At 54.0% G+C, this 14670-nt stretch carries 15 protein-coding genes; 11 read left to right on the top strand and 4 right to left on the bottom strand.

Features of this window, described 5'->3' with window-relative positions; all coding sequences use genetic code 11:
- The first annotated feature begins 92 nt into the window (after positions 1-92).
- From H0248_RS05510 to sseB, 9 genes are all read left to right on the top strand, one after another.
- Positions 93-1307, top strand: coding sequence for an IscS subfamily cysteine desulfurase (locus H0248_RS05510; protein ID WP_039284484.1), 1215 nt, complete (start codon positions 93-95; stop codon positions 1305-1307).
- Positions 1308-1331: 24 nt separating this feature from the next.
- Positions 1332-1718, top strand: coding sequence for a Fe-S cluster assembly scaffold IscU (gene iscU, locus H0248_RS05515; RefSeq protein ID WP_005970177.1), 387 nt, complete (start codon positions 1332-1334; stop codon positions 1716-1718).
- An 85-nt stretch (positions 1719-1803) separates the two neighbouring features.
- On the top strand, positions 1804-2127 hold the full coding sequence (iscA, locus tag H0248_RS05520) for an iron-sulfur cluster assembly protein IscA (protein WP_014916217.1): 324 nt from the start codon (positions 1804-1806) through the stop codon (positions 2125-2127).
- Between the two features lie 71 nt (positions 2128-2198).
- Positions 2199-2717: a co-chaperone HscB gene (hscB, locus tag H0248_RS05525; protein ID WP_180785065.1), complete on the top strand. Its 519-nt coding sequence runs from the start codon at positions 2199-2201 to the stop codon at positions 2715-2717.
- A 75-nt stretch (positions 2718-2792) separates the two neighbouring features.
- The gene (gene hscA, locus H0248_RS05530) at positions 2793-4643 is read left to right on the top strand and encodes a Fe-S protein assembly chaperone HscA (RefSeq protein ID WP_180785066.1); all 1851 of its coding nucleotides are present in this window, start codon (positions 2793-2795) and stop codon (positions 4641-4643) included.
- 1 nt (position 4644) lies between these two features.
- Positions 4645-4980: an ISC system 2Fe-2S type ferredoxin gene (gene fdx / locus H0248_RS05535; RefSeq protein ID WP_005970171.1), complete on the top strand. Its 336-nt coding sequence runs from the start codon at positions 4645-4647 to the stop codon at positions 4978-4980.
- A gap of 21 nt (positions 4981-5001) precedes the next feature.
- Positions 5002-5202 (top strand): Fe-S cluster assembly protein IscX, encoded by a 201-nt coding sequence (gene iscX, locus H0248_RS05540; RefSeq protein WP_010280073.1) that lies wholly within the window; start codon positions 5002-5004, stop codon positions 5200-5202.
- A 214-nt stretch (positions 5203-5416) separates the two neighbouring features.
- Positions 5417-6724, top strand: coding sequence for an aminopeptidase PepB (gene pepB, locus H0248_RS05545; protein WP_180785067.1), 1308 nt, complete (start codon positions 5417-5419; stop codon positions 6722-6724).
- A 52-nt stretch (positions 6725-6776) separates the two neighbouring features.
- Positions 6777-7571 carry an enhanced serine sensitivity protein SseB gene (gene sseB, locus H0248_RS05550; RefSeq protein ID WP_180785068.1) on the top strand — a complete coding sequence of 265 codons (795 nt, stop codon included), beginning with the start codon at positions 6777-6779 and terminating at the stop codon, positions 7569-7571.
- Between the two features lie 36 nt (positions 7572-7607).
- Here sseB and H0248_RS05555 read toward each other — a convergent pair whose 3' ends face one another.
- From H0248_RS05555 to H0248_RS05570, 4 genes are all read right to left on the bottom strand, one after another.
- Positions 7608-8396: a MurR/RpiR family transcriptional regulator gene (locus H0248_RS05555; RefSeq protein WP_180785069.1), complete on the bottom strand. Its 789-nt coding sequence runs from the start codon at positions 8394-8396 to the stop codon at positions 7608-7610.
- A gap of 40 nt (positions 8397-8436) precedes the next feature.
- Positions 8437-9306, bottom strand: a complete 870-nt coding sequence (gene sseA, locus H0248_RS05560; RefSeq protein ID WP_180785070.1) for a 3-mercaptopyruvate sulfurtransferase — start codon at positions 9304-9306, stop codon at positions 8437-8439.
- Positions 9307-9409: 103 nt separating this feature from the next.
- The gene (locus H0248_RS05565; protein ID WP_180785071.1) at positions 9410-10771 is read right to left on the bottom strand and encodes a 6-phospho-alpha-glucosidase; all 1362 of its coding nucleotides are present in this window, start codon (positions 10769-10771) and stop codon (positions 9410-9412) included.
- A gap of 13 nt (positions 10772-10784) precedes the next feature.
- Positions 10785-12365, bottom strand: coding sequence for a PTS transporter subunit EIIC (locus H0248_RS05570; RefSeq protein WP_180785072.1), 1581 nt, complete (start codon positions 12363-12365; stop codon positions 10785-10787).
- A 358-nt stretch (positions 12366-12723) separates the two neighbouring features.
- Here H0248_RS05570 and ndk point away from each other — a divergent pair, with 358 nt between their 5' ends.
- Positions 12724-13152, top strand: coding sequence for a nucleoside-diphosphate kinase (ndk, locus tag H0248_RS05575; RefSeq protein WP_180780784.1), 429 nt, complete (start codon positions 12724-12726; stop codon positions 13150-13152).
- 241 nt (positions 13153-13393) lie between these two features.
- Positions 13394-14650 carry a bifunctional tRNA (adenosine(37)-C2)-methyltransferase TrmG/ribosomal RNA large subunit methyltransferase RlmN gene (locus H0248_RS05580; RefSeq protein ID WP_219608966.1) on the top strand — a complete coding sequence of 419 codons (1257 nt, stop codon included), beginning with the start codon at positions 13394-13396 and terminating at the stop codon, positions 14648-14650.
- Positions 14651-14670: the final 20 nt, after the last annotated feature.

Consider the following 14670-nt stretch of genomic DNA (forward strand, 5'->3'; position numbering starts at 1 on the left):
TGCATTGGCCCGAGAGGTTGCGGGTATAAACAGCCTGTCAATAAAACAAAACGCATTGTACGTTTTGAAGTGATGTACGGAGTTTATGAGCAATGAAGTTACCTATCTATCTTGACTACTCAGCCACCACGCCGGTTGACCCGCGCGTCGCTGAGAAAATGATGCAGTGTTTGACGTTGGACGGTACGTTCGGTAACCCGGCTTCCCGTTCCCACCGTTTTGGCTGGCAAGCGGAAGAGGCGGTTGATATCGCCCGTAACCAAATTGCTGAACTGGTCGGTGCCGACCCACGTGAGATCGTCTTCACGTCAGGCGCGACCGAAGCCGATAACCTCGCGATTAAAGGTGTTGCCAACTTCTATCAGAAGAAGGGCAAGCACATCATCACCAGTAAGACCGAGCACAAAGCCGTGCTGGATACCTGTCGTCAGCTTGAACGCGAAGGCTTCGAGGTCACTTATCTGGCCCCGCAGCGCAACGGCATTATCGATCTGGCTGAACTCGAAGCGGCAATGCGTGAGGACACCATTCTGGTTTCCATCATGCACGTCAATAATGAAATCGGCGTTGTGCAGGATATTGCCGCTATCGGTGACATGTGCCGCAGCCGCGGTATCGTGTTCCATGTTGATGCCACACAGAGCGTAGGCAAACTGCCTATCGATCTGAACCAGTTAAAAGTGGATCTGATGTCTTTCTCCGGCCATAAAATCTATGGGCCGAAAGGGATCGGGGCACTGTATGTTCGTCGTAAACCCCGTATTCGTCTCGAAGCGCAGATGCACGGCGGCGGCCATGAGCGCGGCATGCGTTCTGGCACCTTGCCTGTGCACCAGATTGTCGGCATGGGTGAAGCCTACCGCATCGCGAAAGAAGAGATGACCGCAGAAATGGATCGCCTGCGTGCGCTGCGCGACCGTCTGTGGAACGGTATTAATGATATTGAAGAAGTCTACCTGAATGGGGATATCGAGCAGGGCGTGCCCAATATCCTGAACGTCAGCTTCAACTATGTTGAAGGTGAATCGCTGATTATGGCGCTCAAGGATCTGGCGGTATCGTCCGGTTCTGCCTGTACGTCGGCCAGTCTGGAGCCCTCCTACGTGTTACGTGCGCTGGGCATGAATGATGAGCTGGCACATAGCTCGATCCGTTTCTCGCTGGGGCGTTTTACCACCGAAGAAGAGATCGACTACACCATCGAGCTGGTACGTAAATCCATCGGTCGTCTGCGCGATCTTTCTCCGCTGTGGGAAATGTTCAAGCAGGGCGTGGATATCAGCAGCATCGAGTGGGCGCATCATTAATTCACCAGTTTGGGGACGACTATCATGGCTTACAGCGAAAAAGTAATTGATCACTATGAAAATCCACGCAACGTGGGGTCATTTGACAACGCCGATCCTTCTATCGGCAGCGGCATGGTCGGCGCGCCAGCGTGCGGCGATGTGATGAAGTTGCAGATAAAAGTCAACAATGAAGGTATCATCGAAGATGCCCGCTTCAAGACGTACGGTTGTGGTTCTGCCATTGCCTCCAGCTCGCTGGTCACAGAGTGGGTAAAAGGCAAATCGCTGAATGAAGCTGAAGCGATTAAGAACACGCAGATTGCCGAAGAGCTTGAGCTACCGCCGGTGAAGATTCACTGCTCCATTCTGGCGGAAGACGCTATCAAGGCAGCGATTGCGGATTACAAAAGTAAACGCGACGCGCAGTAATCTCTGCGGCTGAACTCGACGGGAACAGGCACCGTTTCTCTCGGTGCCTGTTCCCGTCGAGGTGGCGAACGATCGAGGTAACAGTATGTCGATTTCTCTGAGCGAAAGTGCGGCACAACGCGTGAACGCTTTCATCGCAAACCGGGGTAAAGGCCTTGGGCTGCGTCTTGGCGTACGCACATCCGGCTGTTCCGGTATGGCGTATGTGCTGGAGTTTGTTGATGATTTGAACGACGGTGACACGGTCTTTGAAGACAAAGGCGTAAAGGTCATCGTGGACGGCAAAAGTCTGGTCTATCTTGACGGAACCGAGTTGGATTTCGTCAAAGAAGGGCTGAACGAAGGCTTTAAGTTCAATAATCCGAACATTTCCGGCGAATGTGGTTGCGGCGAAAGTTTCAACGTCTGACCTCTCTTGGGTAGTAAGCGTGCGATCGGTTAATGGCAGGCGTTGCTACCCAGAACTCCCAGAGTACCACTATGGATTACTTTACGTTATTCGGGCTGCCGATTCGCTATGATGTGGATGGCGGCCTGCTTGCATCCCGTTTTCAGGAGTTGCAACGGCAGTTCCATCCTGACCGTTATGCTGCCAGCCCAGAGCGTGAGCGCATGCTGGCGGTGCAGCAAGCGGCGACGATCAATAACGCCTATCAGGCGCTCAAGCATCCGCTAAGGCGCGCGGAGTACATGCTGTCGCTGCATGGTTTTGATGTAAACAACGAACAGCACACGATGAAGGACACCGTATTCCTGATGGAACAGCTGGAACTGCGCGAAGAATTGGACGCGATCTCGCAGCGATCGGATGCCGATGAGGCGCTGACGGCCTTCGCCGCGCGATTGCAGGCAACGATCGTTAAGCGCCGTTCGCATATGCGTGATGAACTCGATAATGAGACGTGGACAGACGCCGCAGATACCGTGCGCAAGCTACGCTTTTTAGACAAGCTCCAGCAACAGGTTGAAGAACTCGAAGAACAATTGCTGGACAGATAACTGGTTAATCCGGCGGGTAACCCGATGGTGATTGCCATATCGGGTTTTTCGCCAGCCAATTGATGGAAGCTCAATATGGCCTTATTACAAATTAGTGAGCCTGGCCTTAGCGCCGCACCGCACCAGCGTCGTCTGGCTGTCGGTATTGATTTAGGCACCACCCATTCTCTTGTTGCCACCGTACGCAGCGGTGAAGCTCAGACACTAGCAGATAGTGACGGGCGTGACCTGCTGCCATCGGTTGTCCACTATCGTCACGATGGCCACAGCGTTGGCTGGGATGCGCGCGACAATGCTGCCCACGATCCGGAAAATACCGTCAGCTCAGTCAAACGCCTGATGGGGCGATCTCTGGACGACATTCAGCAACGCTACCCGCATTTACCGTATCACTTTCATGCCAGCGAGAACGGCCTGCCGCTGATTCAGACCTCGGCTGGCAACCTCAATCCCGTACAGGTGTCGGCGGACATTCTGTCCGCGCTGGCCGCGCGCGCGGAAGCGGCGTTAGGTGGCGTGCCGGATGGCGTGGTGATTACCGTTCCTGCGTACTTCGATGATGCACAGCGTCAGGGCACCAAAGACGCAGCGCGTCTTGCCGGGCTGCACGTCTTGCGTCTGCTCAATGAACCGACCGCCGCCGCGATTGCCTACGGGCTGGATTCCGGTAAAGAGGGCGTGATCGCTATTTACGATCTGGGCGGCGGCACCTTTGATATTTCCATTCTGCGTCTGAGCCGCGGCGTCTTTGAAGTGCTGGCGACAGGCGGTGATTCTGCGCTGGGCGGTGATGATTTCGATCATCTGCTGGCGGAGTGGTTGCGTGAGCAGGCAGGCATTCACGATCGTGACGATCGTCAGTTAGATCATGCTTTTCGCCACGCGGCGGTGAAGGCTAAAGTTGCACTCAGCAGCGCCGAGTCGGTGCGTGTGGATGTTGCTGGCTGGCAGGGTGAGATCACCCGTGAGCAGTTTGGTTCGCTGATTGCTGCGCTGGTGAAACGTACGCTGCTGTCCTGCCGTCGCACGCTGAAAGACGCGGGACTGACGCCAGAAGACGTGCTGGAAGTGGTGATGGTGGGTGGATCGACGCGCGTTCCACTGGTGCGCGAACGAGTCGGAATGTTTTTTGGTCGTACACCGCTGACGTCGATCGATCCAGACAAGGTTGTCGCTATCGGCGCCGCGATCCAGGCGGATATTCTGGTGGGTAACAAGCCAGACAGTGAAATGCTGCTGCTGGACGTGATCCCCTTGTCGCTGGGGCTGGAGACGATGGGCGGGCTGGTGGAAAAAATCATTCCGCGTAATACCACGATCCCGGTTGCCCGCGCACAGGAGTTCACCACCTTCAAAGATGGCCAGAGCGGCATGATGATCCACGTCTTGCAGGGAGAGCGCGAAATGGTGGCGGATTGCCGCTCGCTTGCGCGCTTCTCACTGCGCGGTCTACCGCCGCTGCCTGCCGGTGGGGCACACATTCGCGTGACCTTTCAGGTTGATGCGGATGGCCTGCTGAGCGTCACGGCGATGGAGAAATCGACGGGCGTCGAGGCTTCCATTCAGGTGAAACCGTCATACGGTTTGAGCGATACGGAAATCGCCATGATGATCACCGATTCGATGCTGAATGCGAAGGAAGATGTCGGGGCGCGTCGTCTGGCAGAGCAAAAAGTGGAAGCGGCACGCGTGCTGGAAAGCTTGCAAAGCGCGCTGGTGGCTGACGCCGAGTTATTGAGCAATGACGAAAAAGGCATCATTGTCGCGGTATCCGAACATCTGCATACGATGATGCAGGGAAGCGATCCTGTGGCGATTGAAGCCGCGATTAAAACAGTCGATCAACAAACCCAGGAATTCGCCGCCCGTCGCATGGATGCCTCTATCCGTCGCGCGCTGGCAGGCCATTCTGTGGATGAGGTATAACATGCCTAAAATAGTCTTTTTACCGCATCAGGATCTGTGTCCTGAAGGGGCGGTTTTGGAAGCGGAACGCGGTGAAAGCATTTTGGAAGTCGCCCTGCGTAACGGTATTGACGTTGAGCACGCCTGCGAGAAATCCTGTGCCTGCACCACCTGCCACTGCATCGTGCGCGAAGGCTTCGACTCGCTGGCAGAAAGTACAGAAGAAGAAGACGACATGCTGGATAAGGCCTGGGGGCTTGAGCCGGAAAGTCGTCTGGGCTGTCAGGCGCGTATTGCCGGGGACGATCTGGTCGTCGAGATCCCGCGCTATACGATCAACCACGCGCGCGAGCATTGATCTGAATAAGGAGAAACCGCGATGGGATTAAAATGGACAGACAGCCGGGCTATTGGCGAAGCGCTTTACGATCAGTTTCCCGATCTCGATCCGAAAACCGTCCGTTTCACGGATATGCATCAGTGGATCTGCGAGCTGGATGAGTTTGACGATAGGCCTGATGCCTCCAATGAAAAAATTCTGGAAGCGATCCTGCTGGTCTGGTTAGATGAAGCTGAATAGCACAATGACGGGGCTGCCTTGGGTGGCCCGTTTCATTCTTGTGCCAAAATTCGTAACATTTGCATGTCATGATGCACCGTTTATTTATCTGCAAACCGAGTATTTATAAGCGAGAGCGTTTATAAACACGTATTGAGAAGCAGAACGTCTGTAAATATGAACATCACCTGCAAACATGAAACGTGGCAGGAATACCTATTATCGGAGAAGCACTATGACGAACAATACCATGCTGATTTCACTCTCCACTCAATCTGCTGACGCGCGCTGGGGAGAAAAAGCGACGCTGAGTGTGAATGAGCAGGGTTTTACCATTCATGTCGGGGCGTCCCTGAATGGCAAAGCTGCACAGGCGGTGATCCAACGTGCTGCCCGCAAAATTGATGGGCAGGGAATTAAGCACGTTCAGTTAGCCGGTGAAGGCTGGGATCTGGCAAACAGCTGGGCATTCTGGCAGGGATATCGCGGGCCGAAAGGGCAAAGAACGGTTGAATGGGCGGAACTGAACGACGCTGACAAGAAAGAGCTGAACGATCGTCTGAAGATTGTGGACTGGGTACGTGACACCATCAACCTGCCTGCTGAAGATCTGGGACCAGAGCAACTGGCGACCCGCGCAGTCGATCTGCTGTGTGACGTTGCCTGTGACGCTATCAGCTATCGCATCACCAAAGGTGAAGATCTGCGTGAGCAGAATTATGCTGGCCTGCACACGGTGGGGCGCGGTTCTGAGCGTCAACCAGTGCTGCTGGCGCTGGACTATAACCCGACGGGTAACGCGGATGCGCCAGTATTCGCCTGTCTGGTAGGTAAAGGGATTACGTTTGATACCGGTGGCTACAGCCTGAAACCCAGCAGTTCCATGGATTCCATGAAATCGGACATGGGTGGTGCAGCCACGCTGACGGGCGCGCTCGCGCTAGCAGCGGCGCGCGGTTTGCAACAGCGCGTGAAGCTGTACCTGTGCTGTGCGGACAACATGGTGAGCGGTAATGCATTCCGACTGGGTGACATCATTCGCTACCGCAATGGTAAAACGGTTGAGGTCATGAACACCGACGCAGAAGGGCGTCTGGTGCTGGCGGATGGCCTGATCGATGCCTCCGAGCAGAATCCGCAGTGGATTATTGACTGTGCAACGCTGACGGGTGCGGCAAAAATGGCGCTGGGTAACGATTATCACGCGCTGTTCAGCTTCGATGATGAGCTGGTGGCGGCATTGCAGGAAAGCGCGACAGAAGAAAACGAGCCGTTCTGGCGTCTGCCGCTGGAAGAATTCCACCGCAGCCATCTGCCGTCCAGCTTTGCGGATCTGAACAACATTGCCAGTGGTGCACACACTGCCGGTGCCAGCACGGCAGCGGCTTTCCTGTCGCACTTTGTGAAAAATTACCAGCAAGGCTGGCTGCACATTGACTGTTCCGCGACGTACCGTAAAGGCGCAGTAGATCAGTGGGCGACGGGCGCAACGGGACTCGGCGTACGCACGCTGGCGAATCTCCTGCTGAGCAACGCCAAGTAGTCGGTTCAGGTCTTAAAGCGTCAGTTTTTAACGTAATCATGTTGAGGAAAGTATGGAGTTTTCGCCACGTAATAAACTGGAAGAAGTGCTGATTCTGGCCGCAACGGAGCCAGCGCATCGTCCTGAATTTTTCAGTGAACTGATGGAAGCCACGGTGTTTGTGCTGGGCAGTACCGATGACGGGGATGAATCCGGTGAGGTGGTATTGCATGCGGGCAGTAATGTGAACATTCAGCACTGGGAAAAAGACGATGGTTCATCCGCCATTCCTTTCTTCTCTTCTCTGGAAGCATTGCAGAGCGTGATTGAGGAAGAAGCCGCTTTTCTGGCCCTGCCGACGCGTTCGCTGTTTGAAATGACGCAGGGCGTCACGCTGTTCCTCAACCCTAAGCTGCCGTATGGCAAAGAGTTTTTGCCACAGGAAATTGAACATATTCTGTCTGGAGAAGGTAACGGCTTTGTTCAGCAACGCGTTGTTGAAGAAGAGATGCAGGTCGTACTGAGCCAGCCAGCCGAGATGCCAGCGCAGATGATTGATTCCCTGACGCAGCTGTTTACCAAACATCGTCATGTAAAACGGGCGTTTTTGGCGCAGATTCAGGAACCGGGCGAAGAGCAGCCGCACCTGCTGATTGGGATTGATGCCGATCAGGACGAGGAAGCCATCATCCGTGAAGCGGGTAGTGTTGCCAGCGATACTTTACCGGACGAGCGTCCTGTCGACCTGTGTCTGGTGAAGGACGGCGAATCGGGTATCAGTCATTATATGATTAAGCACACCACGCCGTTCTACGAGCGTAAGTGGGGGAGTTTCCTGAGGGAGTTTAAGGGAAGCGGCAACGCCTGATAACGGGTGTATAAATTTGATGAAGGCAACGGCGGATTACGGTTTTTCCGCTGTTGCCTGCAATAGCAGTAGATCGATCAACATCACCAGATTCGATTCAAATGAGCTAATCTCGCCGGCCTCCGCCGCATAGTGAACCGCATCATCGTAGAGCCGGAAGTGCAAATCAGCCAACTCGCCTAATGAATTCAACGACGCACGGGTAAACGCGATCACCTTCATGTCAATGTTTTTGGCGATACGCGCCTTATCCAACACCTGCTCGGTTTCCCCACTGCGGGAGATAGCGATAAACACCTGATACTTCGGCGCATTATTGAGAAAAATGCCTCGGCTGTCTCCTAATCCGGAAGAGAAGGCATCTTTCCCCAGCACCTGTAGTTTCTTCGCCAAATATTCAGCAAACAGATGGGAAAACCCCGCGCCGTACAGGAAAAAGTGGCTTTCCTGCCGCAGGATAGCGCTGAAAGTGGCTCTATCCTGATGGCTAATGTAGGCAAACGTGCGCTGATAATTGTCGACAAAATGCTGGAAAGCATCAGGAAGCGAAGCGTCATTGGGTGTAACGACAGGCGAGGGAGCCAGACGCGGATGCTCCGTGAGCAGCGTTTTGCAGTGATAAATGAATTCACTGTAGCCGCTAAAACCGATTTTCTGGCACAGCCGCATGATAGTCGCCGTGGAAACATAGGTCTTCTGCGCCAGCTCCCGCACCGTGATTTTGCCTATCAGCGATGAATGATCGACGATAAAAGCCAGCACGCGGTATTCCGCGCGCGTCAGCACCTGACCGTGCTGCATTAAGGACGCCAGCCGATTATCCACCTGCTACCTCTGATTGACGGCAATAAAACACCGAACGGAACTAATCACGCTCAATTGGGACATCATCGCGGCTCCCCCAATCGCTCCACGATCCGTCGTACAGCGTCACATTCGGGACATTTAACTGCGTCAGCGCCAGCACCACGACAGAGGCCGTTACGCCGGAGCCGCAGCTGGCGACGATGGGACGAGTAAAATCGACCCCGTGTTTATGCAGAATGGTCGCCAGCTCGGCATTAGGTTTCAGCGCACCGTTACTGACCAAATCAGTCCACGGCACGTTCAGGCTACCGGGAATACGGCCGCGATGCAGGCCAGGGCGGGGTTCGTCCACTTCGGCGTTAAAACGGGGAGCGGGGCGGGCATCGACAATCTGTTCTGATTTATCCCAACTGATGGAAAGCACGTCATCGCGTGAGCGAATGGCATTTTCATCCAGCGTGGCGTGGAATGTGGTCGGCTTAGGTGTTACATCACCCTGTTCCAATGGCAAATTCTGTGCTTTCCAGCCCGCCAGACCGCCGCTCAGGATTGAGATGGATGTCGCGCCGAACGTGTGCAGCATCCACCACGCACGTGGTGCGGAGAAGAGATTGCCTTCATCGTAAATCACCAGATGCTGCTGGTTATCGATGCCCAACTCGCCCATCGCGCGTGCGAAGTCTTCGCGAGTCGGCATCATATGTGGCAGATCGGTGCTGTGATCGGACAGCGTTTCAATATCAAAAAAAACCGCGCTAGGCAGATGACCGGCGCGGTATTCAGCGTGAATATCACGGGTGCTGTTGCCCGGCGGTAGCATCCGGGCGTCGATGATCGTGATGCTGCTGTCATTCAGGTGGCTGGCAAGCCAGTCTGCGGAGACAAACCGCTCATGAGAAACGGGCAAATCAGAAGACGATGCTGACATAGATCCTCCACGTTGGGGCCGACGAATTCGACCCCGAATCTATCATTGATGTGCAATGATAGATTCATTGTCAGCGATTTTCCCTCATCCGACAAGTCGCAGATTATTGGGCGATACCGTCTCTATATGCTTGTTTTAATTGCGGCCAGTAATCCTGATTGGCTTCAATCATCTCGTCCAGAATGGCTTTGGCGTGCTGCATTGTCGGCACGGTTCGGTTCAGAGTAAATGCCTGCAAGGCCTTCTCGTAGCTGCCTTCCAGCGTGGCTTCCACCAGCAACTGTTCAGACGCCAACTGCTGTTCCAGTAAGGCGCGATGAAACTGCGGAACATTCCCCATCCGCACCGGTTCTGGACCTTGCGCGGTAATATAAGCGGGTACTTCCACCATCGCATCGTAAGGCAGATTGGCGATGGCGCCTTTATTCTCGACGATCACCAGATGACGCTGGCGCAGATCGAACGCCAGTGAACAGGCGACATCAACGATGAAGGAGCCGTGCACACCAACGTGGAACGCGTCCGACAGAATCCCCGTTTCCTTGTAGCTGGCGGCGGCCGCAAACAGCTTCTTCTCACGCCCGTCCATCACTTCATTGGCGCGCGTATAGTCAGGATCCTGATGCTCCACCATCTGATTCGGCATCAGGTAGTACTGCAAATACGGATTCGGCACGAACTCTGGGAAATGATCCATGACGGGTTTGATGTTGCGCCAGGTTTTCACCCACGACGGATCGGCGTGCTGCGGATCGGTATCGGCGGCATCGGCGGTCAACAAGCCGTAGCGGGCAATGTGTTCGCGCAGCTCTGGCATACGATCGACACCGTCGACCAGCACGCGGGTAAACCAGCCAAAGTGATTCAGCCCAAAATAGTCCACCGTGATGTCGTGACGATCGACGCCCAGCACGGCAGCGATGTTACGCATCGCGGCAACCGGCATGTCACAGATATTCAGCACGCGGGCGTTAGGACGCAGGCGGCGCACGCCTTCGGCAACAATCGCGGCCGGGTTGGAGTAATTGACGATCCATGCCTCTTTATGCGCATAGCGCTCAACCAGATCGATCAGCTCAGCCATCGGCAGAATGGTACGCAGGCCGTAGGCCAGTCCGCCGGGGCCACAGGTTTCCTGCCCGACGACACCGTGACGTAGTGGGATTTTCTCGTCCTGTTCGCGCATCTTGTACTGGCCGACGCGCATCTGGGCAAAGACAAAGTGGGTGCCGCTAAACGCGGTCTCCACGTCGGTTGTGACGGTAAAGACGATGCTGTCACTGTGGTCGCGAATCACTTTTTCCACCACCGGCGCGATGATGTCCTGTCGCGGGCCGTCGATGTCATACAAACGAATCTCTGCCAGCGGGAAATCCGCGAGACGTACCATCAGACTCTTTACGATGCCTGGGGTATAGGTGCTGCCGCCGCCGGCAATGGTCAGAATGAATGGGGGTTTCGTCATGGTCAGTCTCCTGTTAAAGCGCGTTTTCAACTGCTTCGCGTATCGTTTTGACGTGAAGTCCGTAAACCACCTGTACGTTGTTACCCTGTCGGATAACGGCTTTCGCACCGGTGTTCTTAAGCTGTTGTTCGTCTACCAAAGCTGGGTCGATGAGGGTGACCCGCAGGCGGGTGTAGCAGTTGTCCACCACCTCGATATTGGGTTTGCCACCCAGCCCGGCGATGATGGTGGCACCCACAAGCTGGGCATCGCCTTTCACTGGCTCCTGCGTTTTTGCCGGATTCTCGGCCTTGGCCTGATATTCGGTTTTGGAATACAGCCGCGTCTCTTCCTCATCGGTTTCACGCCCAGGGGTTGGCATGTCGAAATACAGAATCAGGAAGCGGAAGACGAAGAAGTAAACTACCGACATCGTCAGCCCGACCGCGATGTACATCGGCCAGTTGGATTTCTCGATGCCCAGCGGCAGGTTATAAAGCAGGAAGTCGATGACGCCGTTGGCACCAATCGCATGCACGCCCATGATGGAGAACAGCATCATTCCTATGCCGGTCAGTACGGCGTGGACGGCAAACAGCATCGGCGCGACGAACAGGAACGAGAACTCCAGCGGCTCGGTGACGCCCAGTAAGAAAGAGGTAAACGCGGCCGGAATCAGAATAGCTTTGGCGGCCAGCCGTTTTTCTGGCTTCGCTGTCACGTACATCGCCAGCGCAGCGGCCGTCAGACCAAACATTTTACTGATGCCGCGTGCATCCCAGACCACGGTGGAACTTAGCTGTTTGACGTCCTGACAGGCCATTTCAGCAAAATAGATGTTACGTGCGCCCTGATACAGCTTGCCGCACACTTCTGCGGTTCCGCCCAGTTCGGTGTACAGGAACGGGGTATAGACCAGATGATGCAGCCCGGTGGGGATCAGCACGCGTTCCAGAAAGCCATAAATCGCGATGCCAACAGGGCCCGCACCTTTGATAGCGAAGGCCAACCAGGTGATGCCGTGCTGAGCAAACGGCCACAGGGCGCTCATCGCAAAGCCCAGTGCAATCGCCAGCGGAATAACCAGAATGGCGACGAAGCAGTGGCCGGAATAGATCGCCATCACGCCGTTAAACTGTTTACTGGAATAGCGGTTATACAGATAACCTGCGAATCCGCCGATCAGGATACCAGCGAAAACGCCCATTTCTAGCACCTGAACGCCCAGCACCATGCCTTGCCCAGTAGGGCGCATTTCTGCGGCTGGTACGAGCTTGCCCTGTAATTGCAGCGTGATGTTCATGGCATTAATGAAGATGATAAACATCACCAGACCAATTAGCGCAGCGTAGCCCTTATCGCGTTTCGCCAGTCCGATCGGGATCCCGACGGCGAACACCAGCGCCAAATTAGCCAGAATCGCTACGGCAGATTTGGAAATCAGTTGACCAAAATCCTGAATCAAAGGATGGTTAAGTAAAGGGACATAGCCCGCTAGATTGCCGTTACCGAACACATTCCCAAATGCGATGAATAACCCGACAATCGGGAGTATCAGCACCGGCCCATATAGGGACTTGCCGAAATTTTGCAATGCATTGACCGCTCTTTTCATTATCAGCCCTCTTACTGGCCATTATGGTGGGTACAGCAGCAGGCTAGCAGTGAATGACAAAGAAATTCCAGTTATCTTATTGTTTTAAAAACAAATAACCTATAACGTTACAAGTAACCTTCAGAATTGTGATCGCCGATGATTTGTTACATTCAGTACGGGGGCGGTGGGAAACGAAAACGTACGATGCGTAATCGTTAATGAAGGGAAAATGAGAGGTAATATTTTTTTAATAAAATGTTATTTCCTTGGTAGGCAACAACGGTCTCTGCACCTATAATTTGCGCCACTTTCACTGGCTGGGTATACAATTCTTATAATCCGGCTGTAATCTGACAGTTTAGTTAATGAGGTCAATATGACGATAGAACGTACCTTCTCCATCGTAAAACCTAATGCGGTTGCCAAGAATGCTATTGGCTCGATTTACGCACGCTTTGAAAGCGCGGGTTTTACTATTGTTGCGGCTAAAATGCTGCGTCTGAGCCGTGAGCAAGCGGAAGGTTTCTACGCTGAGCATAAAGGTAAGCCGTTCTTTGATGGCCTGGTCGAATTCATGATGTCTGGCCCGATCATGGTGCAGGTGCTGGAAAGTGAAAACGCTGTCCAACGTAACCGTGACATCATGGGTGCTACTAACCCAGCAAACGCACTGGCGGGAACGCTGCGTGCTGATTACGCGGACAGCTTCACGGCGAATGCGGTACACGGTTCTGACTCTATCGAATCTGCTCAGCGTGAAATCGCTTATTTCTTCAGCGATGATGAGATCTGCGCGCGCGCGTAATCTTACGCGTGATAAACAGGTTAGCGCGTGTGATGTTGCTTCTTTTTCGCTGCGTGAGTGCGCCGTGTCGAAGCAATGACACAGAAAAAAAGCGGTGATGGTAGCTTACCTGTTTTAAACTTTGTACAATGCTGCGCCCCGGATGAGCCTGCACTTATCCGGGGCGTTTCTTTGGTCATCACCATCGAATTCAACCTTCTTTTTAGCGCCATAACGTGTAATAACGAGGCCAGGATTGACAATGTCTAAGCAAATCGCGTCTGAAACTGTCGTGTCTGAAACGACGGCATCTCACACTACCGCATCTAACACTACCGTATCCGAGCAAACCGTGTCCGAATTCTCTCCGGCGTCTGCTGATGCCTCTCAATCCGTCAAAGCCAGTGCGGAAAAAATTAACCTGTTGGATCTTAACCGCCAGCAAATGCGTGACCTCTTCATGTCGATGGGAGAGAAACCGTTCCGCGCCGATCAGGTCATGAAGTGGATTTATCACTACTGCTGTGATGACTTCAACCAGATGACGGATATTAACAAAGTCTTCCGCAGCAAATTGCAGGAGATCGCTGAAATTCGCGCTCCTGAAGTGGTGGATGAACAGCGCTCTTCCGATGGCACCATCAAGTGGGCGATTCTGGTGGGCGGTCAGCGGGTTGAAACGGTTTATATTCCAGAAGAAGATCGCGCTACGCTGTGTGTATCGTCTCAGGTAGGTTGTGCGCTGGAATGCAAATTCTGTTCAACGGCGCAGCAGGGCTTTAACCGTAACCTGCGCGTATCGGAAATCATCGGTCAGGTGTGGCGTGCGGCGAAGATTATCGGTGCGTTTAAAGTTACCGGCCAGCGCCCCATCACCAACGTCGTGATGATGGGGATGGGCGAACCGTTGCTGAACCTGACTAACGTGGTGCCAGCGATGGAAATCATGCTGGATGACTTTGGCTTTGGTTTGTCCAAGCGCCGTGTGACGCTGTCCACGTCAGGCGTGGTGCCTGCGTTGGATAAACTGGGCGATATGATTGATGTTGCGCTGGCGATTTCTCTGCATGCGCCGACCGACGACATCCGCAACGACATCATGCCGATCAACAAAAAGTACAACATCGAGACGTTTCTGAGCGCAGTACGCCGCTATCTGGAGAAATCCAATGCGAATCAGGGACGTGTTACCGTTGAGTATGTGATGCTGGATCATATCAATGACGGCACCGAACACGCGCATCAACTGGCTGAATGCCTGAAAGATACGCCGTGCAAGATCAACCTGATTCCGTGGAACCCGTTCCCGGGCGCGCCGTATGGCCGCAGTTCAAACAGCCGCGTTGACCGTTTCTCCAAGGTACTGATGGAGTATGGCTTCACGACGATCGTACGTAAAACCCGTGGGGATGATATTGATGCCGCCTGCGGTCAGTTGGCGGGTGAAGTCGTAGACAGAACCAAACGTACGCTGAAGAAGAAAATGGCCGGTGAACCTATCGCGGTGAAAGCAGTCTGATAACAAATGCGCGCGGGTTA

Origin of the sequence: Pectobacterium brasiliense (genome assembly GCF_013449685.1) — a bacterium.
Taxonomy (GTDB): Bacteria; Pseudomonadota; Gammaproteobacteria; order Enterobacterales; family Enterobacteriaceae; genus Pectobacterium; species Pectobacterium brasiliense_A.

What these genes read in the sequence shown, in the direction of transcription:
- H0248_RS05510 (WP_039284484.1), top strand. Translation starts at nt 93, where the DNA reads ATGAAGTTACCTATCTATCTTGACTACTCAGCCACCACGCCGGTTGAC.
- iscU (WP_005970177.1), top strand. Translation starts at nt 1,332, where the DNA reads ATGGCTTACAGCGAAAAAGTAATTGATCACTATGAAAATCCACGCAAC.
- iscA (WP_014916217.1), top strand. Translation starts at nt 1,804, where the DNA reads ATGTCGATTTCTCTGAGCGAAAGTGCGGCACAACGCGTGAACGCTTTC.
- hscB (WP_180785065.1), top strand. Translation starts at nt 2,199, where the DNA reads ATGGATTACTTTACGTTATTCGGGCTGCCGATTCGCTATGATGTGGAT.
- hscA (WP_180785066.1), top strand. Translation starts at nt 2,793, where the DNA reads ATGGCCTTATTACAAATTAGTGAGCCTGGCCTTAGCGCCGCACCGCAC.
- fdx (WP_005970171.1), top strand. Translation starts at nt 4,645, where the DNA reads ATGCCTAAAATAGTCTTTTTACCGCATCAGGATCTGTGTCCTGAAGGG.
- iscX (WP_010280073.1), top strand. Translation starts at nt 5,002, where the DNA reads ATGGGATTAAAATGGACAGACAGCCGGGCTATTGGCGAAGCGCTTTAC.
- pepB (WP_180785067.1), top strand. Translation starts at nt 5,417, where the DNA reads ATGACGAACAATACCATGCTGATTTCACTCTCCACTCAATCTGCTGAC.
- sseB (WP_180785068.1), top strand. Translation starts at nt 6,777, where the DNA reads ATGGAGTTTTCGCCACGTAATAAACTGGAAGAAGTGCTGATTCTGGCC.
- sseA (WP_180785070.1), bottom strand. Translation starts at nt 9,306, where the DNA reads ATGTCAGCATCGTCTTCTGATTTGCCCGTTTCTCATGAGCGGTTTGTC.
- H0248_RS05565 (WP_180785071.1), bottom strand. Translation starts at nt 10,771, where the DNA reads ATGACGAAACCCCCATTCATTCTGACCATTGCCGGCGGCGGCAGCACC.
- H0248_RS05570 (WP_180785072.1), bottom strand. Translation starts at nt 12,365, where the DNA reads ATGAAAAGAGCGGTCAATGCATTGCAAAATTTCGGCAAGTCCCTATAT.
- ndk (WP_180780784.1), top strand. Translation starts at nt 12,724, where the DNA reads ATGACGATAGAACGTACCTTCTCCATCGTAAAACCTAATGCGGTTGCC.
- H0248_RS05580 (WP_219608966.1), top strand. Translation starts at nt 13,394, where the DNA reads ATGTCTAAGCAAATCGCGTCTGAAACTGTCGTGTCTGAAACGACGGCA.